Below are 18478 nucleotides of genomic sequence, written 5' to 3'. Positions count from 1 at the left end.
GTAGACAGAACAGGTAACAATATGGTTCCCTTCGAACGTTTTTTGGTCGCGGCAGCGGTACTGGTCCTGGCATCTTGTGAGCGAACCCCGGCTCAGGATCAACACGGTGCGACCAACGCTCAGCAAACGGCTAATGCCTCGGTCACGGGCGACCAGCACGCTGACCTCGACGTCGCCTGGGCATCGCTTGGCCCGAAGGTTGGTCAGTATCCGTCGCAGATCGGTCTTTTCACCAAGAGCGCGGTCGTCGATGATCTCCGCGCCTTGCTGGGGGAAGCGAGGTTGCAGACCTTGCAGCAGAATTTCGAGACGGCTTCGCCGCTCCAGCGCGATGGAACGGTGCTGTTCACCTCGGGCAACCGGGCGCATGAGGGAGGGTCTGAAGCTGCCTATCTCCTGCTCGACCAGGCGCACAAAGCAATTGAAGTGGGACTTTGGACCAACGGCATTCTGTCGGTCTACACGACGCCGGGATCGCACATTCGAAAACCTGCCGACATCCAGACGATGATTGCGAACAGCGCCGCGCCAATATCGACTGCCTCTTTGCCGATGGAGACGCCGCTCGCGCGCAAGGCGATCGAGAAGCTGTTCGAAGGCAATCACGTGACCTACGATGCGGCCTTCGTCGACCTGGACGAAGACGGTAAGCAGGACATCGTCGCCTATGCGTCGGGCCCTGAATATTGCGGCAGCGGTGGATGTTCGATGGGCGTCCTAAGGGCGACAGGGAAGGGTTACGATACTATTGGGCGTGCGACTGTGACCCAGTTGCCGATCAGATTATTGCCCTCGCGAAGCCACGGCCTGCACGACCTGGGCGTAGCAGTGTCCGGTGGTGGCGCTTCGGAGCACGCTGTTCGATTGCGCTTCGACGGCCGACGCTACCCCTTGAACCCCTCAAGCTTGCCCAATACCGCAACAACGAGCAGCGACGTAGGCCGCGTCCTGATCCCGTCCGCTCGGTAGGAACGGTACGGGCAACCATCCCAAGCATGCTATGACGCTCTGATCGTTTGGCCGTCGCAGTCAAGTGGCCAGCTCAGGATATGACTGACGTTAGGGGAGCAACCAGGGTCCAAACGGCCCCTGTCGCAGGGAAGTCCAACATCGCGCTTCCCTGCAGGCTACGACCCGTGGCCGTGCAGATCAGCCGTGTCCCGAACCCCTGTCGCTCGGGCCTCGTGACCGGCGGTCCGCCACGCTCGATCCATTGGAGCAGCAGCTCAGCATCGTCACCTGCCCCGCGCACCTGGCAGCATAGTTCGACGGTGCCTGTTTCGTTGGAAAGCGCTCCGTACTTGATCGCATTGGTCGCCAGTTCGTGGAAGGCGAGCGTCAAGGTCATCGCTGCCCTCGGACCGATTTCAACCGTTTCGCCGAGGAAACTGAGTCGCTCGGTGTAGAAGGAGAGGTGAGCCAAGGCTTGATCCGCCAGGGCCGGAAGCGGCGCTGCCTTCCAGTCCGATGACAGGAGCTGCTCCACGGCACCACCCAACGACGCCAGTCGCTCATCGATCACGTCGCGTGCATCTTCGATCGAAGATGCCGCCCCCAGGCTCTGACTGACGATAGCACGCACGATGGTGAGGATGTTCTTGAACCGATGCTCCAGTTCCCGCACCACCAACTCATCTCGATCCGCCACGCGCCCCCCCCTGCGTCCTGTTTCATTCAATGGCGATTTGGTAGCAAGCCAAATGTCGTTCCAAGATTGCGCGCGCTTCCGGAGTTTCGAGCAACACCTCCGCTTGTTCAACTGTTTGTGGCCGGGGAGCTCCTGTCAATTCATTGATAGCCTGCTGCAGATAGGCCGCTGCTCCTGTCTCATTAACTGAGTCAAGCTGCTGGAGCGCTCCTTCCATGAGGCTAATCGCGGAGTCTATCGCCTGCGCTCGGTTCATAAGAGTGCTCCTTCGTGAAGGCGGCAACGCCGCGGTAAGCAGTTGACAACTATCCAAGTTCAACGGGATGCATATTGGTACGTAGCACTACCAGAGCTTAAAGTTATCCGTAGACATTGGCCGCCCCACTGAGGCCACCTGATCTCACTTATGCGCAAGCACAGCTGAGGGTTCCCCGGTTTCTCGTCCAGGCTGCGGGTGAGTTTCCGGCGTTCATTCGGCCGCCTCGGCATCATACTCGACCGGCGTCATTCAGCCAAGCAATGTGTGATGACGGCCCTCATTATAGTCCTTTCGCCACGCCTAGATCATGGCGCGAGCGTCGGCCAGCCACAGGAACCAGCGGACGTTCAAGCACTCATCGCGCAGGCTATCGTTGAACGTCTCCCCGAGGGCATTGTCGGTCGGCTTGCCCGGCCGGCTAACGTCGAGCGTCACGCCGTTCTCGTACGCCCAGCTGTCCAGTGCCTTCGAAGTGCCTTCAAGATGAACTCCGGTCCGTAGCACATCGGGAAGGGCTTGTTCGGGAGTAGCTATGGCCCTGATCCAGACAGTCCACGTCGGCAGCTTAGACTTTTTCAACAGCCACGAGCGGTTATGACACCGGCACTGCCACAAGATCAGCTGCAATTTGGCGGGAGCAGATGCGCCTGAACCTGCCCCGATAGAACCGGATCCAGCTTGTCGGCTTCCCGGTCGGCCCATTGACGCCACTCGGTGAACTGGTCCGCAGAAATGTCCAATCGTCCGTCCATGACGGCCTCGCCCACGCGGGCTACCAAGCTTCGCAGGTTCTCGGCTTCCGCCAGTAGACGACCGCTTTCGACTAGCGCAACGACCCGATCCGCGTTGGCCTTCCGCAGGCGTTCCTGGCGACGCCGTTCCGCTTCAATCCGCTCGCGTTCCGCCTGCTCCTCAAGTTCGCGCAAGTGCGTCCGATAGGATCGTTCACCTTCGACGATCAGGCCGGCCACAATGTCGGCGATTTGTCCTTCCAGCTTCCCCGAGGCATCGTCCTGCCAAGTCGATGATCCCGCCGTCAGTCTGAGCGAAACGGAAGCCGGGCGCTTCGGGTCAGGCCGAGGCGCAGTGTAGCGGTTGTAAGTAGGGGTCTTTCTGCCGGCCTCATCGAGATGCAGCGACACTCTGGTGTCGCCAATGATGGCGTAAAAGCTCGTATGGTAACTGTCTCGGTCGGATGTACCTCCGTGACCCATACGGCTCAGCGTCAGAAATACGGCATTGAGAATGCGCAGACGCCGCTTCTCGAACGGGCTGTCGTAGAGGGTGATGGCCGTATGCCAGCGGCTCTTCTCCGCTTTCTCCCGTTCCTTCTCGTCTCCCGCCAGTAACTTACCAATTGCCGGATGCGTTACCGTGATCTTCGTGGCAGAGGCAGGGCGGCCGACCGCCTTCAACGCCTGCGTGCGCAGCTCCTCCAGGTTCTCGGGCACCTTGGCTGACGCGAACGGCCCGGCCGATGACGGGAGCGGCGCTTCGGGCAGATCGACGAAGCGTCCGTCTACGTGGATATAGGGCTTCTCGCCTGGTCTCCGGGCCGGTGCCGCGGGTGGTTCGGAGACGGGCCGCCCCGCGTGCACCCGGTTCCAGTGCCCTTGCGGTGGCCCCGACACGCCATGGGCCCGCAACAGCTTCTTCAAACCCACGTCAGACATCTGCATGCGCGTCGCAAGGTCGCGCATCGGCGCCGACCAGGCGAATGCGATCAGGTCGGCAAGCGCGACGCGGCGATGACCCCAACCGTACATAGGCGATACGTGCCAGAGCAGTTCGATGCGGGAAAGCGGCTAGCTGCCATGCTGCCGGTGCAGCCTGCAAATTACCGAGGATCACATTTCCATACCGTAGTCCCGATCGCGGCTGCCGCCACTCATGCCGGGGCCATCGAGGCGTAGCTGCCGCTCGGGAATGCGGGCGTCGAGCGCCTTCTCCAGCGTCGGCTGCCGCGCCATACGGTCCTCGAGCCGCTCGAGGCGACGCTCCGCCCGGTCTTCGATCCGCAGCGTTTCGCCCGCCCCCCGGTCACCCGACGCCGAGCGCCAGTCGGCCACGAACCGGTCGGCATAGGCGCGAGGATCGGCGCGCGCCTGCCCCTCCTCCGCCCAGACCTGCCGCAACTCTCCCGGAGCAATATGCTCCAGACTACGTATCGGGTCAGCGCTGCGGTCCAGCACAATCCGCAGATCCTCGGTCGCATAGGGCCGGACCCGGTCGAGCGCCGCCGAGGCCGCGTCCAGTTCGCGCACCTGGGACAGCGACAGCTCCCGTCCATCCTCGCGCGTCCGCTCGGCCGCCAGGAACAACTGAGCGTAACGCTCCAACGCTTGGTCGAGCAGGGAGCCCGCATCCGGCAGCTGGATGGTATCGGTTGCCTGGCCACGCTCGACCACATCAAGCGCCGAAGTCTTGTCGCCGGTGTTGCGGGTAACGTGCCGTTCGACCTTCTGCCCGTCGTCGACCACCAGCGCCACCTTGTCCGCCACGCGGGTGAGCGCGACCAGAAACGAGCGCTCGGTCAGCAGCTTTCGCTCCGACGACCGCATCGCCACGATGCCGTGCTCGGTAGTGACCCCCTGCGCGACATGGACGTTGATCGCATAGGCGAGGTCCAGTCGCTCGGCCATGCGATCGCCCGACCCGATCTCGTGCACGGTGCCGTCGATGCGCGAGGACACCACCAGCCTGCCTGGGCTCACCTCCTCGACCCGCGCCATCGCACTGTTATCGAGCCCGCGGGTTCGATCATTGTCGCTCCAGCGGATCTGGTCGCCCACGTGCAGCTCGACCTGCTTCAATGCGAAGATCGACACGGCATCGCGGTCGAGATTTTTGGCCAATCGACCGGGGCGGAACAGCTTTTCGGTCCCGTCCGCCATACCGAGCCGCACCCGGCCGCCCTCGATACCGGTCACGACACCACGATCGCCGCGGACCAGGCCTTGGCTCGGCAGGTTCGTGCGGACCTCGACCACATGGCCAGGCCGGTAGGCGCGCATCAGCCGCACCCCCTCCCTAGTGGCGTTGACCCGGTCGAGCACGGTAAACGCCGTGCCCGTGGCAGCGATCTCGCCGCTCGCCTTCAGCTCGGCCTGCACCGCCTGGTTGGCCTCGCTGCGCATGGCGCGGCCGGCGGTGAGCAGAAGGGTGGCGTCGCGCTGATCTTGCGGCAGCGCTGCCCAATGCGCCGCGGCCGTAGTCGCCACCGCGTTCCCCGGCACCTCGGTCGTGGCGGGCTTAAGTATCTCGAACGTACCCGACACGTCGCCGCGGTCGAGCGCAGCGGTGACCGCCTTCATCTGATCGGACCGGGAACGCAGGTTCTCGGTGATATGGGCCGTAGCGACGCCGGCCTTCTGGCTCGCCTCGAACGGCTTGCCGGCCGCGATCGCGGTCAGCTGGCGGGTGTCGCCGGTCTGTACGACGCGCGCGACGCCGGTGATGTTGGCAAGCCGCACGATCCGCTCCATGTCGCGCGTCCCGAGCTGTCCGGCCTCCTCGACCATGACGATCGCGCCCGACAGCTCCGCTTTCACGCGCGCGACCTGTTCCGGTCGGGCTATGCCGTCGATCACGCGAGCATGACGCGCCAGGAAGCGGGCAACCGTGCTCACGTCGGCGCCGGTGTCGCGGCCGAACTCACTCGCCTTCACGCTGGCGATGGCGAGGCCGATCACTGGCCGGCCTTCCGCCTTCGCTACCGCCGTCACCGGCGCCATCGCGGTGGACTTGCCGCGTCCCGACCCGCCCTGCACGTTCACCACCCGGTCGGACGAGGACAGCATCAGCACGGCCGCAGCTTCTTGACCCGGGTTAAGGCGATGAAGCCCCAACTCGCGCGCCGCCTCCTGCACCCGGATTGCGGCATCGACCGGCGGAACGATCGGGGCAGACTGCCCCTTCCCCGCATCGACAGTGGCAAGGTACGCCTGCTCGAGCCGCATGGCGCCCTGCGTCGTCACCATCCGATCTCCGTCGCCGAGCAACAAGCCTTTCGCCTGCAGCAGCGCCAACCGGGCCTCGATATCGGCAACCGTCACCGGTCCGCCGCGCGACAAGCCTTCGCGGATGAGCTCGAGCCGGTCGAACGCCGCCTCCCGCTCGCCCAGGTCGCGCACCGCCGAAGCGACCGCCTGCGCCGCGGCATAGGCGCGCGGCTCCAGTCGTCCCAGTCGCTCAGGAACCAGCGGATCGCCGTTGCGCGGGGTCAGCCCCATGCGGCCGGCGATAGCAAGACCGCGCTCGCCTATCCCGCGCACACCCCTGACTGTGCGCGTCCACACATCATGCCCCCGTCCCGCCTCCGCCAGCGCACCTTTCACCAACGCTGCCGGATCCAGCCCCTTCTCCGCGGCCAGCCGCCGCCACCTCTCCGCGCGCTGCTCCGGCACGAGATCGGTTGATTTGGGGTCGCGGGTCGCCAGCGCCGCATATTCGCGCGTCTGCGAAGTGTTCTCCAATCCGCGCGCCTTGATGTACGCATCGATCTCGGCCGAGCGGCCGGAGAATGCTTCCACCACCGCACGCGACACGCCGGCGATCTCGAAGGCGCCGTTGCGGCCGTCGTGCCGGGGGATGGTGGCGAAGCCGAGCGTCTCGACCCGGCTGCGGAGCGCAGACAGGAACACCGCGTCCATGACATGCTGGCGCTCGTACAGCTGGTCCGCGTGCAGCGCCCGCCACTTGCCGTCGGCGGTACGGGTCGCGTTGGCGATGACGTTGTGGACGTGGAGCTGCGGCTCACCGCTGCGGTTCACGTCGTGAAGGAAAGTTGCGGCGACGAACCGGCCGGTCACCTCGGGCACCTGGCCCCTGCCGTTCCAGACCCGCCCTTCCGCAATGTTGCGCTCCGTCCAGGCGAGGGTCGCCGCAGCCGCTTCGCGCACTGCGACCACCAACCGCGTGTCACCGCCCACCAGCGCCAGGATCGACACCGACTTGGGCACCGACATGGTGACGTCCCATCCCGCCCGGTGCTCACCCCGTTTGGCGTCGAGTACGACGCCGTTAGGCAGTTCGCCGGCGAGCACCTGTTCGAACCGGTCGGTGTCGACCGGACCGGACAGGCCCAGCTCGACCGCTCCCTCGCCTGCCCAGGCACTGGCACCTTCTGCCTGATCGGCGGTGTAGTAATTGTCCCGGGCGTAATAGGCGGCTGCGTCGGAGGCCGAACCGACTGCAGCAACCGAGATCACGGTCGGCCCTGCGGGGCGCCGGACCTCGCCCGCACCACAACCTTGCCCGGTCGACCGGCGAACTGCGTCCGACAACTATCGGTCGCCAGCCGGTAGTTCACCAGCGCGCAGACCGCCTGATCCCCGCCACCCAGCAGGAAATTGGCCGAGCGGACGGCGACCCACGATAGCGGCAGCGCCATCGCCGCAAGGAAGTAGCTGCCGACGCAGAGTAACCAGACGACCGACAGCGCCGCACCGACCTTGCGACCCGACCAGTCCCTGTCCCAGACGGTGTAGCTGACCTTCGTCCGGGGCTGCTGCTCGAGGCTCCTGATGGCGGCGGTGTTCTCCCGCAACGCCTCGGTGTGATCGCGCTGCCGTTCGTCGATGGCGTCTAGGCGAGGCTGCCTGTCGATCCGCTCGGCAAGCAGTCGCATCTCCGCTCTGATCGGATTGAAGCTGGCGGTGATGCGCTCCGGCAAGCCCTTGATGAACTCGGTCCGGGCCCGCGTCAGCGCCAGCTGGTCCTCGCGCTCGAGCCTGTGCATGTCGCTCTCATGCGCCGCCCAGCTTTGGGCGATGCGGTCGATCTCCATGACCGCCTTGTCCAGCCTGGTGCCGAAGGCGACGACGTCACCGGGGCCCAGTGGCTCGGGCCGGTCGAATACGGCCCGCCCCTCCCGCCACGCATCGAGACATTCCCGAACAAACGATTTGGCGAGTGTCGTGCGCTCGACGCCGCGCTCGGCCGCGCAACGGGTGAGATCCGCATCGTCGTCGTCCCCGAGCCGCACATTGACCTGACCGCCCATGAAATCCCTGCCCCTGTCCGGCGTAATGCTGGTCGCCGGCACCGCTCCCGTGCCATGATAGCATAGTGGCACGATTGCGCCATAGTGAGCAGGATAATGCAATAGGCCATGATGACGTGAGCGGAGCATCCACCATCGGCGAACGGATCAAGGCGGTACGGCTCAGGACCGGGTTGGGTCAGGACGCGTTCGCAAGGGCGCTGGGCTATTCGAAGCGCGCACTGGTCAGCTGGGAGCTGGGCGGGGCCGAGCCGCCGGTGGCCCTGATGGCGAAGCTCCGGCGGGATTACGACGTCGATCCCGAATGGATAATCCTGGGCGAGGACACCGTGCCTCGGAGCTACTACGGCCCGGTCGACTGGGACCGGCTCGATCGCCTGCATAGCGACGTTGACGCCGTCTGCGGGGACGTCGGGCTGGATCTGCCTGACGAACGCAGTCAGGCGCTCGCGCGCGTGCTATACGACGGAGGCGCGGACGCGGGCGCCGCCAACCGCAAGCAGCTGCGCGGCACGCTGCTCGCCTTATCGCTGGGGGACTGAGATGAGCGGACCTTCGAAGGAGCAGCTTGCGGCCTGGACGGCCGAGACGCGGCGGGTCGGGTTCAAGCGACGCAACTGGCCGGTCGTGCGCCGATTGGCGGCGCTGTGTGCAGGACTGCTGCTGGCAGGCCTAGCGGCCCGTCTGCTGGGCTATGCCCCTGCCCTCGCGGCTGCCTGCTGGATCGCCGCAGCTGTCACCGGCGCGGTCATGCTGATCTGGTTCTTCGACTCGCGCCGCTTTCACACACGGCCGCCCGGTACGTTCTGACCGCGGAAGCAAGCGCGCGCAGCCGGGTTCGACATCCGCTGCTGCTGGCGCATCGGTCTTGTCCATGACGCCCGTCAGGAGATGGGCCGTGCTTCCGAGGGGTCGGCGCACGGGTCGCATGCTTGCGACCCTCATGGCGCTGCGCAGCCCGGTAAATCACGGCATCCGTAGCTCTGTAGCACCCTTGTAGCACGTCACGGGGCAGCTTTCGCGGAACCCGCAGCACAGCCGATATCCTGCTACATCAATGATAAATCACGATTTTATGCTCTGAACACGGCCGCTATCCATAGCGTGGTGTGTGCGCTCCTTCCCTGCACAAATCAGACGCTGCGGTATCGATGCCGCGGTGTTCTGGCATTCATTCCGGCTTCCGACGGGGCACCCAGGCCGGCGTGTCAGCCGGCCTGCAAGCGAACTGTTGTTCTGCCCGGATCGCCTTTTCAGCGGTGCGGCAGCGAGTTCAGCGCGAGCTGCGGGACATATCGCCTGTCACCGGCGCTGCCGCTGCCAGAATCTTCTCAGCGGCACGACGCTCGCGGGCCTGGGCGCGTTGCTCTTCGGCGATCCGGGGATCGATGGCTTCCGCCTCCAAACCAGAGGCAGGATCCGGTTCCTCCATCACCCGGATCCCCTCGGCACGTTGGGTCACGTCCTTGCGCCTTGCACGCTCCTGCTGGACCGCGCTGGTCATGTCGGATCTCAGAAGGACGTAACCCTGTTCGTACCGATGCTGGCGCATCAACTCGGCGAGCGCGTGAACGGCCAGGTCGTCACCGACCGCGGCATGAACCGCGCGCAGCCAGCGCGACGAGGCGTAGCGATGCCGGAGCGTCCAGATCCCCCGCGCCATCTCGGTCACAAACAGGGCCACCCAGAGGACGAGCATGCCTCGTCCGACGACGACCGGTCTAGCGCCGATCGCCTTTGCGATACCGATCGTCACGATCAGCATCGGCAGGAAGGTCATGACGCTGATCGCATAAGGAACGATGTTCAGCCGGCTCACCTCCCATCTTGCGATCAGCCGGTCAGCCACCGGGACGCGCTCAGTCACGCCACGGGTCATGGCTGCTGGCCGACCAGCTGTCGTGATGCTGGAAATGGTCATGAGCACCGCTGTCCCAGCGATCGTGGCGCTGCCAGTCGGACTCGTAATCGTGCGACCGGATAGAACCGTAGGGATTGCCGGCGACGTCGGAGGTCCCCACTCCAGCGATCGTCGGCAATCCGGTTGTCGGATTGATATCCGTTCCGTCGCTGCCAATTCCCGAGTGGCCCGGGAGCGTCCAGTCGTCGAACCAGGTGGCGATGCGCTCGAACAGTCTCATGTCAGCACTCCCGATCGGACGCCTAGACCATATACGTTTTCCGTATATCGCTCAAGCCGGTCTAGATGCTCCGGGGTGCCTGCCCCTCCTGTCCCATCAGACCTGCATGCTCGCATCGTCGCTGCACTGACCGTGGCACGGCGGGACGCCAGGCTTCGTCAGGTCGACCTCGCGACGCGGCTCGGATGGCAGCAGGCCTATGTATCGCGCTAAGAAACCGGCGAGCGTCAGTTGAGCGTGGATGAATATGTCGCAGTCGCCTTGGCGATCGGGGTCGATCCGGTGGCTTTGCTCAGCGAGCTTCTCTCTCAAAACTGCTCGTAATCGAGGCGATGTCACGGCGCATCTGCCAACGATAACGCCCACCCGATTAACGTCGCGAACATTCGTTACTATGCCGAACGGGAGTTCGCCGGCCCCTACCGTTCTGCGTGATCGCACACACCGGCGAAACCGACGATCGGTTCGGGGGATCTCCCTGCCCTACCGTTTCAACGAGCGTAACGCTGACACGTACACACCGCCGGACCGGCCTGGCTTCTCCGGGAAGCTTGCGGCCGTTAGGCCGCTCCTGTGACGGCGATAGCCGGCACGCAACCAAGGCCCATTGCCCTAATGGGCAATTCTGCATCTCCTTTCCGTCCGCTCGATCAGTGCTGTGAGGTTAAGTGATTCTGTTAAATAGGAATCGTTAAGAAGGTTAAGGGGTTCAAAAAGCAGAATTCTCGCTGCGTTCTCAGTACTATACGGGAATGTCCGGTGGGTGAAACCCCGTGATTCGGTGGGCGAAACCCCGATAGTGCGGTGGGTGAAACCCCGAAGCAATGGTGGGTGAAACCCCGAGTCAGACGCCCCCGAAAACCGCGTGCTCGGATCGGTTATCCACGGACTAAAGGGCTGTTCGCCATCAGAAGCGGTGCGCCAGCGACTGCTGGAAGACTGTGCTGGGTGGGTGAAACCCCGATAGCCGGGTCAGCGGTGGGTGAAACCCCGATAGTCAGCGTCGGCCCGCGAGCTGGTCCATCCGGGCATCTACCTCCTCGGTGCGCCGGCGATCGGCGTCGAAGCGCGCACGCCGCTCCTCCTCCGCCCGCATCCTCTCTGCCAGCGCCAGCGCCTCGGCCTCACCGCGGCGTCTGAACTGGACGGCCGGACTCCTGTCGGTCGTCTCCGCCAGCTCCATCGCATAGTCGGGGAGCTGATCGGCCTCGATCACGCGCCGGAGCATCCGGTTAAATTCTTTGGGCTGAGCGTCGCTGCCGGTCTTGTCGCGCAACACCTCGACCCGGCACAACCACCCACCCTGCTGCGAGCCGACATGCTTGCGCGCGATGCGATACAGCGCCCGCTCCAGCCCTCCGGACAGGAGGAAATAATCGGGGTGCATGGTCAGCAGCGACTTCTCGTTGACGATGCCCTCGTAAACCCAGTCGGAGAGGGTCAGCGTCATCCCGCGGGGCTGTTCGGTGTCGGCGTCGGTATCGAACGTCCAGCTATCGAGCCAGTTGAAGCCCGCCTTCTGTCTGCGCTTCGTCGCCCGGATCGAGGTCGTGATGGATGTGGTCTGAAGCCGGAGCAGCGCGGCTTGCAGCTCCTGATAGTCCCTGCCCCCGGTGCTGCGCTTAATCGCCCGCAACAGATCGTAGGGCGTCGTCGTCAGCGTACGCGGCAGGTCATTCAAGCCTTGCTGCTTCATGCGGTTGAGCGTGGACGCCGCCCAGATTAGGATATCGGCGTCCCAGATCGTCGCCATGCCATAGTCGGGGATCGCCTGGACGCGCACCCATGCCTCGCCGTCCGGGCTTTTATATTCGATCGGCTTCAACCGTTTGCGCTTCTGGAGCGAGAAGAATGGCCGCTCCATGACCTCGCGCTGGTCGCGGAGCGGAAGGTCGCCCAGCGCCGGGATGAACAGGTCGAACTCGGGGTTGGGATCGCGCCGCTTGCTCATGGCGCGAACCTGGTGTGCCCTCGCTTGACCAGATACTGGCGGAGCAGGCGTTCGGTGATGACGGTAAGCGGTTCCCCGCCCTCCTCGACGCTGAGTTGACGTAATGCACGGTGCATGTCCTCGGGAATATGGATTAGCACCGGCTTCTTGCCGGGATGGCTGCTGCGCTTGGCCGGCGCTGCCGACGTCGGCGTGCCAGCGTCGCGGCGCGATCGACGTGCGGGTGGAGACTGCTGAGGCGTGGGGACAGGCTCGACGGCGGGTGCCGGTGCCTGTTCTTCGGGCTGGTCATCGAAGATGCCGGCAAGCGCGGAAGGCTTCCTTGCCATCATGCCACCTCGCTTACTTGCTTAGTCGTATAGCCGCTTAATCGCTTAGCCTCTTCATAGGCCCTCCGCAACTCGGCTGCAGCTTTGCTGTCCGGCTCCGTCTCGGCCGCTGTCCGACCGAGTGGCGTCGCCTTGTAATAGTCCTTGCGAAAATGGAGACGGCTGTCGAACAGCGTCACGCCCTTCGCCGCGAAACCGGCGTGAGCCTCCTGACCCTCCCCGCCCTGGTGTGGCACTTGGGTCAGAATGACCGCGAATGGCGTGCCCGCCTGCTGGACCTGCTTCACAGTCTGCAACACCGAATGAACGTCTAGCCCGCGCGGCGCGACGGGAATGATGACGAAATCCGCCTGCTCAGCCGCGAGCATGGCGATGTCTTTCGAGTTCGCCGGCGTGTCGATGATGATGAGGTCGATCTTGCCGCTGCTTCGCCCCCGTGAGACGTGGAGCGGCAGGCCGGCGACGCTGCTGTCCTTTACCATCACGTCGTCCATGTCGCGACGTTCCGACCAGTAGAGCGCCGACCCTTGCCGATCGTCAGCATCAAGGATCACGACGGCCCCCCCCTCGCGCGCTGCCTCGACGGCGAAGCCGGTAGAGAGGGTCGTCTTGGATTGACCGCCCTTCTGCGCGATCACGGCCCATACCTGCATGACTGCTACTCCCACTAAGCGGCTAAGCGACTTATACCGCTTAGCCGCTTAGTCGTAAAGGTAATTAGTCGCTTTGCCACCGTCGCCCGTTCAGCGTCTTTGTCATCGTTGAGCGAATGGTGACACATCGGCCCATGATCAATGACGGGCAAAGCGGCCCGCCGAAATGCCTGTCGCCGCTGGACCGATTGTCCAGCACGCGCCGATCGCCTCGCCCTGGCACCGCGCCTGATGAAGCCGATCGCGACGCACATGGGGAGGGCAGGAGAGCATCCAGCGCTTCGAACAGTGGGTCATGCCGGTCGCCATCCGGGTCGGCCAGCTCTCGCGATTGTCCTTCTCAAAATCTTCTCCCGTCAAATCGCCCTTGGGCGATGGCCAGGCCATCGGCCCTGCCTCGTGGCGATCAGCGGGGGGTGAGGGGGCAGCGGTATCTGCCGGGATGGTGCCGGCGCAGCGCAGGAGCAGAGGCCCGGCTGATTGCCGTTGTTGGGAGAGGGAGCCGTGCCCACTCTCCTCATAAAACGACGTTGCCGGCTCGCTGGCGTCGTTAGGACGCGCGTGCGCCCCGCACGAGTGATCGTCACCCGCTAGGGGCGAGCGGCCGATCGACGACTCGATCGGAGCGCAGCGGAGATAGAGCGCAATCCTACACGGGACACGCCATACCATCCTGAGCGATTCGGCAATTAAGCGATTAAGCGATTAGGCGATTAAGCTAGGTTGGCTTCCCACTGGGAACCTGTCGCCAAAGTGCTAAGTTTCGCGACAATCGCGTGATGGCTACTCTCACCAGAGACGGCACTGTCGCAAAAGTCGGTTGCTAAAACACCTAATTTAGATGCATATTTGCGACATGCTTATTGGTTATGCGCGTGTCTCCACTGACGATCAGGATTTGCGGCTGCAACGCGCTGCGTTGAAGGAAGCCGGATGCAAGCGGGCGTTCGAGGAGAAGATCTCGGGTGCGAAGCGTGACCGGCCCGAGCTGGCCAAGATGATTGAGCAGCTGCGCGACGATGACACGGTGATGGTGACGCGACTCGATCGGCTCGCGCGATCGACTAGGGACCTGCTAGACATCGCCGAAAAGCTGAATGAGGCTGGGGCAGGGCTCCGATCGCTGGCGGAACCCTGGGCGGATACGACCTCGCCAGCAGGTCGCATGGTGTTGACCGTGTTCGCCGGCATTGCCGAGTTTGAGCGCGAGCTGATCCAACAACGCACCAGCAGCGGGCGGGTAGCCGCGAGGGCGAGGGGAGTGCGCTTCGGCCGTCCGCCCAAGCTCACCTCCGATCAGATCGCGCTCGGCGAACGGCTGGTAAGCGAAGGTACATCGGTGCGCGAAGCCGCCAAGCTGCTCAAGTGCCACCATGCCACGCTCTACCGAGCACTGACCGCCGCGGCATTGGCCCCGTGATGCCGGCCACTCCGCAACCCGACGTGCCGCAGGGGGAGGCTTGATGCCGATCCGTCCCGAGCATGTGTTCCTATACCCGATCGACTGGCCGCAGCTCTCGCACTATGTGCGCTTCGTGCGAGCAGGGGGCTGCTGCGAGCATTGCGGACGCCCCCATGGGCAAAAAGTATTCCATCTGCGAGATGGACGATGGTGGGACCGGAACCAGCGCTGCTGGCGCAATGGTCAGGGCCGGCGCGTGCGACGACCGACCGAAAACATTCTGGCGCACGGTGCCTGGACGCCGGTGGTACTGGCCTGCGCGCACCTCAACCATGACCCCAGTGATAGTGCGCTCCACCAGCTCGCGGCGTTGTGCCAGCGCTGCCACATGATCCACGACGGCCCGGAGCATCGGCGCCGGCGTTGGATGAACGCGCACTACCGACGCGCACTCGGCGACCTGTTCTACGGCCCTTACCCGATCCTGGGAGCCGACTGGATCACGCCTACATTCAAGAATTTTAACGTCTTACGATAACGATCGCATCGATCTGCAATCAAGCATCATCCGAAGCGGAAATTGACGAGTACGTATATACGTTGTCATTCTACTCGGTAGTCACCTTGCTTAATTTTCCTTTTCTACCCGTTTGAAAGTGCATTCATAAACCGCAGCCTTAAGGTCTATCTCGTCAAAAGGTGGCCGGAGCTCGCAGCAGCTCGGAGTTGCGCGTATGTTCGCTACGCGCATTAAGACATAGCTGCCCTGATTCACTTTCGATGTGTCATATTCATTGGCACTTAGAAAAAAGCGAGTTGATAACGGGCCTTCGGTGCCCTTCACCTCTACGAAGCGATCACTCCCATCGGCCTCGTAGGATCTGATATCGTAGCCGAGCGTATCGTCTTCGAGGGACACCTGCTGGACCTTTCCAGCGAGCTTCGGATGATCCTTTAGCCGCCAGCGCTCGTAGGCTAGAGCGAACTCCTCGCACAAACGGCCGACCTCCCCGTTGCGCTCCTGCCGACGCTTGTAGTCCGTCTTCTTCGAACCGCCTTTGTTTTTTGTGCCCTTACCTTTGATCGGCCGCGGCACAGGCTTAAGTGTCGACGCGAAGTCGACCTCGGCCAACTTTTGATCCGCGGCTGCAACCGCCGGAGTGGTGGCGTTTGAAGCTTTGGCTGCAGCCGTCACTGGTGCCACGTCGAAGGAGGCTGCGATCTGGAGCAGTTGCGCGCGCCTCGGGTCGTCTAACTGCTCCCATTGCCTTGGCCGAAGTGGGATGCCGAAGCGCGTCAGCAGCGCCGCACGATCCGGCGGTGCCCGCAGCAGCAACTCCATTGCTAAGCAGGCGGTAGCTCTGGCGCGACCTCGGGGTACTTTACCCTGGATACCCCTCGCTACCTGTCCTGCGCCCTTGCGAGCACGATCGCCCGCCGCTGCATCGGCGGCAAAGTCGTCAAGATCATATTCGATCTCGGCAACCGGGATTGCCTCATCCCTGTACGCATCGCCGGGCGCGAAGCTATCGATACGATGATCCAAGTAGTTCAGTGTGAACAGTGCATCCCAGCTGTCGATAAGCGCCTCGGCGTCAAAGACAGCCCTAAGTTCCGACCAGTATGCGAAAAACTCAATGTATGGAGAGACTCGCAACTGCCGGCCGATGCCGTAGGCAATCAGCGTGCGCGCCGTCTCGTCGAGCTTTTCCGCATTCGCCACGCCGCGCGCACGCCAGCCGACCAGCACAGCTTGTCCGAGCGCCGTGAGCCTCGCTGGGCCATCCAGCGTCTCTACTAGCGCTGCTGAACGCAGATCGGCCACGCGTTGCGTGGGGTCGGTATGCACGATGGTGAGGTTGCGCCCGGCCCTGTCAAGGTTCGCCGCAACATCATCAAAATCGCGCATCGAGGTCGCGAACGGATCAAGCCGCCTCTCCCGCGTCGCCGTTCGCTTGCCGGTCTCATCCAGCCAGCGCAGGACGTCCGACGTTAGCCCAATGCTGTCCCAATCCACTGCGAAGCACCATCCCTTTGACCCTGTCGTAGACGACTAGCCTTGCGGGCGGTGAAAAGAAACTCGCTAACGGTCTTCGCTTTGTGCCCACCGTAGCTTTGATAGTTGAGCCGGTCGACCGGCAGGCAGGCTACCGTATTGGGTTCGAACAGGTCTGAAGACAAAAAATTTTCTAACACAACGCGCCCCTCACTATCGGCCTGATCCGATTTGAAGGAGCCCCAGTGGTTACGGCCGTCAAAGTAGCTAATTACAACATATTCAGCGTCGGCGCGTTCAACAATCGTGCGCAATGAAGAAACGAACTTTCCTTTGCTACAGAATGTCGACTTAAAATCATCGGCCATGTTCTGCCCCCGAACAAATTCTAATTTTCTAAAGAAAGTATCGAGGTCTTCAATCTCTGCATGTTTGGATAACAGGTTTAGCATGAAGTAGTATGACGTGTATTGGCGAAAATTATAGGGCGGATCTAGATATAGAACCTTATGTCGCGGCGCTCTCTTAACAAATTCCAATGAGTCTTCCTCGCGTCCGATAAGTGGCGAAGCAGGACCGATAAATATTTCGTCGGGCGGAACTTCAATAGAAAGCGGGCGAAGCGCCCGCGAGTCAGTCAAATCGCGGGGAAAGTCATGGTAAGTGCCTTGGGTATTACTTACCCTTTCTACCGCAACGATAAGCATCGCGCCCAACACGCATCTAGTGCGATCATCGACGCGACCGCTACGCCACCACTGGCGCAGCCGCGACAAAGCGCGGTCGATCGTCGCAGCATTGGCGGCGCTGAAGAAGCGGCGACGACCCGTGGTGCCCCGCGCGCTGTGGAAGGCGCTCTTGCGACCCTGCTCGCAGTAGTGATCGTGGATGTCCGTGCGGAACAGGACATCGTCGTCGTCTTTGACCGCCCCAACGGCGCCGATGAGGTCGCGACCAAGCAGTGCCCACTGCAACCGTCGCTCGCCTGCATCCGCCCAACGGCCATTCGGCGCGAACGGCTGACTGCCTCCCATGAACGCATTGGCAAACAGCCACGAGAAATGGTTGATGTCGTTAGAAACGACGCTCAACCCCGCCCGCCGCATTGCAAAGCCTGCGGCCAGGGAGCCGCCGAACGCGTCGACGACGACGTCGCCTGGTTCGGTAAGCCCGCGCACAACTGATACGATCTCGTCGGCAATAGAAGACTTATTGCCTAGGTACCTTTGGATCAGGCCGACTTGCACAGCACCAATACCTCCCTGTCATCCCGCCCCTTGTTCGCGTTGCCAGCATTATTAAATTGCCGGTAGCGGTGCTCTAGGGGAAGTAGCTCGACCTTTCGGCGGCCAAACGCGTCATGGCAGGCGGCCATGAGCTCGTCTAAGTTCAGCATGCGAGCGTTCCCGTCCGATCCCCGTTCGGACACAGAGTAGCTGATTATGGCGGTGGCCCCCAACCCGGCGATGTCTCGCAATAGCCGCCGGAACGCGATGGGAGCCCGGCTCCTTGACGAGAACGCCGACTTGTATCGATCAGCGGGGTAAAGGCCGGAGCTCGGAATAGAGCCGGCCGGCAACGAAGGTAGCACTCCCGTCACGATCGTCTCTAGCACATGGTAAAAGCGAGAATACTGCTGCGCAGTGTAGGGCGGATCGAGATAATAAACGTCGCTTCGGCTGCCGGCTGCGACCCAACGTTCCGCCTCCTCCTGCACAGCCATATGCCCCTCATGGATGCTTGGCGCTGTCAGCTCAATGTGATCGCAGGCCGAACGGAAAGCAGCCTCCACACTCAGCGATCGATCCGACAGCAGCCTACCATTGAGGAACGATGCGTTGGCTGCTCGCTCTTTGAGCGGCTGTGCGAAGTGCTTGCCAGCGGAATGCACGACCATGGAGGTAGCATGCATTAAGGCGGTTAGCGCGGCCGCCCGCGTCCAGGGTTGCAATGCTCGCTCACCAGCGAGCACTTGGTGCCGGATTGCGTCAAGCGTCAAGGACTGTCGCACGCCGAAATAGGTTCCGGCGTAGAATGAAGTTAAAGGGACTTCTTCGTCGGCTTGGTCATACCCTGAGCGCCAAGCCAGCGGCAG

General features: G+C 63.1%; 19 protein-coding genes and 1 pseudogene. 5 read left to right on the top strand and 15 right to left on the bottom strand.

What is annotated here, in order from left to right; all coding sequences use genetic code 11:
- Positions 1 to 21: 21 nt before the first annotated feature.
- Positions 22 to 969 carry a hypothetical protein gene (locus AC1GI4_RS19130; protein WP_479630622.1) on the top strand — a complete coding sequence of 316 codons (948 nt, stop codon included), beginning with the start codon at positions 22 to 24 and terminating at the stop codon, positions 967 to 969.
- Between the two features lie 73 nt (positions 970 to 1042).
- On the opposite strand, the gene AC1GI4_RS19125 is transcribed toward AC1GI4_RS19130, so the two are convergent.
- The 6 genes and pseudogenes from AC1GI4_RS19125 to AC1GI4_RS19100 form a co-directional block, all read right to left on the bottom strand.
- Positions 1043 to 1648, bottom strand: coding sequence for an HWE histidine kinase domain-containing protein (locus tag AC1GI4_RS19125; protein ID WP_479630621.1), 606 nt, complete (start codon positions 1646 to 1648; stop codon positions 1043 to 1045).
- Between the two features lie 22 nt (positions 1649 to 1670).
- Positions 1671 to 1904, bottom strand: coding sequence for a hypothetical protein (locus tag AC1GI4_RS19120; RefSeq protein WP_479630620.1), 234 nt, complete (start codon positions 1902 to 1904; stop codon positions 1671 to 1673).
- Between the two features lie 306 nt (positions 1905 to 2210).
- A pseudogene (locus AC1GI4_RS19115) lies at positions 2211 to 2387 on the bottom strand (integrase core domain-containing protein); the annotation flags it as partial.
- A 137-nt stretch (positions 2388 to 2524) separates the two neighbouring features.
- Positions 2525 to 3673, bottom strand: a complete 1149-nt coding sequence (locus tag AC1GI4_RS19110) for a hypothetical protein (protein ID WP_479630619.1) — start codon at positions 3671 to 3673, stop codon at positions 2525 to 2527.
- Between the two features lie 81 nt (positions 3674 to 3754).
- Positions 3755 to 7117, bottom strand: coding sequence for a MobF family relaxase (gene mobF, locus AC1GI4_RS19105; protein ID WP_479630618.1), 3363 nt, complete (start codon positions 7115 to 7117; stop codon positions 3755 to 3757).
- Positions 7114 to 7911, bottom strand: coding sequence for a hypothetical protein (locus AC1GI4_RS19100; RefSeq protein ID WP_479630617.1), 798 nt, complete (start codon positions 7909 to 7911; stop codon positions 7114 to 7116). The genes mobF and AC1GI4_RS19100 overlap by 4 nt, the downstream gene beginning before the upstream one ends.
- A 116-nt stretch (positions 7912 to 8027) precedes the next feature.
- Here AC1GI4_RS19100 and AC1GI4_RS19095 point away from each other — a divergent pair, with 116 nt between their 5' ends.
- Together AC1GI4_RS19095 and AC1GI4_RS19090 are read left to right on the top strand one after the other, a co-directional pair.
- Positions 8028 to 8453, top strand: a complete 426-nt coding sequence (locus tag AC1GI4_RS19095; protein WP_479630616.1) for a helix-turn-helix domain-containing protein — start codon at positions 8028 to 8030, stop codon at positions 8451 to 8453.
- Position 8454: 1 nt separating this feature from the next.
- Positions 8455 to 8721, top strand: coding sequence for a hypothetical protein (locus AC1GI4_RS19090; RefSeq protein WP_479630614.1), 267 nt, complete (start codon positions 8455 to 8457; stop codon positions 8719 to 8721).
- 463 nt (positions 8722 to 9184) lie between these two features.
- Here AC1GI4_RS19090 and AC1GI4_RS19085 read toward each other — a convergent pair whose 3' ends face one another.
- The 6 genes from AC1GI4_RS19085 to AC1GI4_RS19060 form a co-directional block, all read right to left on the bottom strand.
- Positions 9185 to 9790, bottom strand: coding sequence for a hypothetical protein (locus tag AC1GI4_RS19085; protein ID WP_479630613.1), 606 nt, complete (start codon positions 9788 to 9790; stop codon positions 9185 to 9187).
- Positions 9771 to 10052 carry a hypothetical protein gene (locus tag AC1GI4_RS19080; protein WP_479630612.1) on the bottom strand — a complete coding sequence of 94 codons (282 nt, stop codon included), beginning with the start codon at positions 10050 to 10052 and terminating at the stop codon, positions 9771 to 9773. Before AC1GI4_RS19080 ends, AC1GI4_RS19085 begins: the two co-directional genes overlap by 20 nt.
- A gap of 997 nt (positions 10053 to 11049) precedes the next feature.
- Positions 11050 to 12003 (bottom strand): replication initiator protein A, encoded by a 954-nt coding sequence (locus AC1GI4_RS19075; protein ID WP_126014629.1) that lies wholly within the window; start codon positions 12001 to 12003, stop codon positions 11050 to 11052.
- On the bottom strand, positions 12000 to 12335 hold the full coding sequence (locus AC1GI4_RS19070; RefSeq protein ID WP_479630611.1) for a hypothetical protein: 336 nt from the start codon (positions 12333 to 12335) through the stop codon (positions 12000 to 12002). The genes AC1GI4_RS19075 and AC1GI4_RS19070 overlap by 4 nt, the downstream gene beginning before the upstream one ends.
- A complete protein-coding gene (locus AC1GI4_RS19065) occupies positions 12332 to 12985 on the bottom strand; it encodes a ParA family protein (protein ID WP_210359499.1) in 654 nt (217 codons plus the stop codon). The genes AC1GI4_RS19070 and AC1GI4_RS19065 overlap by 4 nt, the downstream gene beginning before the upstream one ends.
- 138 nt (positions 12986 to 13123) lie before the next feature.
- Complete coding sequence (locus AC1GI4_RS19060) at positions 13124 to 13372, bottom strand: hypothetical protein (protein ID WP_479630610.1); 249 nt, start codon at positions 13370 to 13372, stop codon at positions 13124 to 13126.
- A 469-nt stretch (positions 13373 to 13841) separates the two neighbouring features.
- On the opposite strand from AC1GI4_RS19060, the gene AC1GI4_RS19055 reads away from it, so the two are divergent.
- Both AC1GI4_RS19055 and AC1GI4_RS19050 read left to right on the top strand, forming a co-directional pair.
- A complete protein-coding gene (locus AC1GI4_RS19055) occupies positions 13842 to 14405 on the top strand; it encodes a recombinase family protein (protein WP_479630609.1) in 564 nt (187 codons plus the stop codon).
- A gap of 43 nt (positions 14406 to 14448) precedes the next feature.
- Positions 14449 to 14925, top strand: a complete 477-nt coding sequence (locus tag AC1GI4_RS19050) for a hypothetical protein (RefSeq protein WP_479630608.1) — start codon at positions 14449 to 14451, stop codon at positions 14923 to 14925.
- Positions 14926 to 15015: 90 nt separating this feature from the next.
- Here AC1GI4_RS19050 and AC1GI4_RS19045 read toward each other — a convergent pair whose 3' ends face one another.
- From AC1GI4_RS19045 to AC1GI4_RS19035, 3 genes are all read right to left on the bottom strand, one after another.
- Positions 15016 to 16404, bottom strand: coding sequence for a protein NO VEIN domain-containing protein (locus AC1GI4_RS19045; RefSeq protein ID WP_479630607.1), 1389 nt, complete (start codon positions 16402 to 16404; stop codon positions 15016 to 15018).
- Complete coding sequence (locus tag AC1GI4_RS19040) at positions 16380 to 17630, bottom strand: DNA adenine methylase (protein WP_479630606.1); 1251 nt, start codon at positions 17628 to 17630, stop codon at positions 16380 to 16382. The genes AC1GI4_RS19045 and AC1GI4_RS19040 overlap by 25 nt, the downstream gene beginning before the upstream one ends.
- Positions 17615 to 18478: DNA adenine methylase (locus tag AC1GI4_RS19035; RefSeq protein ID WP_479630605.1), on the bottom strand; the 864-nt coding region annotated here is incomplete at its 5' end. The genes AC1GI4_RS19035 and AC1GI4_RS19040, both read right to left, overlap by 16 nt.

Source organism: Sphingomonas sp. 77B, from assembly GCF_056497825.1.
This window is presented reverse-complemented; position numbering and strand designations above follow the sequence as displayed.

What these genes read in the sequence shown, in the direction of transcription:
- AC1GI4_RS19130 (WP_479630622.1), top strand. Translation starts at nt 22, where the DNA reads ATGGTTCCCTTCGAACGTTTTTTGGTCGCGGCAGCGGTACTGGTCCTG.
- AC1GI4_RS19120 (WP_479630620.1), bottom strand. Translation starts at nt 1,904, where the DNA reads ATGAACCGAGCGCAGGCGATAGACTCCGCGATTAGCCTCATGGAAGGA.
- AC1GI4_RS19110 (WP_479630619.1), bottom strand. Translation starts at nt 3,673, where the DNA reads ATGTACGGTTGGGGTCATCGCCGCGTCGCGCTTGCCGACCTGATCGCA.
- AC1GI4_RS19100 (WP_479630617.1), bottom strand. Translation starts at nt 7,911, where the DNA reads ATGGGCGGTCAGGTCAATGTGCGGCTCGGGGACGACGACGATGCGGAT.
- AC1GI4_RS19090 (WP_479630614.1), top strand. Translation starts at nt 8,455, where the DNA reads ATGAGCGGACCTTCGAAGGAGCAGCTTGCGGCCTGGACGGCCGAGACG.
- AC1GI4_RS19085 (WP_479630613.1), bottom strand. Translation starts at nt 9,790, where the DNA reads ATGACCCGTGGCGTGACTGAGCGCGTCCCGGTGGCTGACCGGCTGATC.
- AC1GI4_RS19080 (WP_479630612.1), bottom strand. Translation starts at nt 10,052, where the DNA reads ATGAGACTGTTCGAGCGCATCGCCACCTGGTTCGACGACTGGACGCTC.
- AC1GI4_RS19075 (WP_126014629.1), bottom strand. Translation starts at nt 12,003, where the DNA reads ATGAGCAAGCGGCGCGATCCCAACCCCGAGTTCGACCTGTTCATCCCG.
- AC1GI4_RS19070 (WP_479630611.1), bottom strand. Translation starts at nt 12,335, where the DNA reads ATGATGGCAAGGAAGCCTTCCGCGCTTGCCGGCATCTTCGATGACCAG.
- AC1GI4_RS19065 (WP_210359499.1), bottom strand. Translation starts at nt 12,985, where the DNA reads ATGCAGGTATGGGCCGTGATCGCGCAGAAGGGCGGTCAATCCAAGACG.
- AC1GI4_RS19060 (WP_479630610.1), bottom strand. Translation starts at nt 13,372, where the DNA reads ATGGCCTGGCCATCGCCCAAGGGCGATTTGACGGGAGAAGATTTTGAG.
- AC1GI4_RS19055 (WP_479630609.1), top strand. Translation starts at nt 13,842, where the DNA reads ATGCTTATTGGTTATGCGCGTGTCTCCACTGACGATCAGGATTTGCGG.
- AC1GI4_RS19050 (WP_479630608.1), top strand. Translation starts at nt 14,449, where the DNA reads ATGCCGATCCGTCCCGAGCATGTGTTCCTATACCCGATCGACTGGCCG.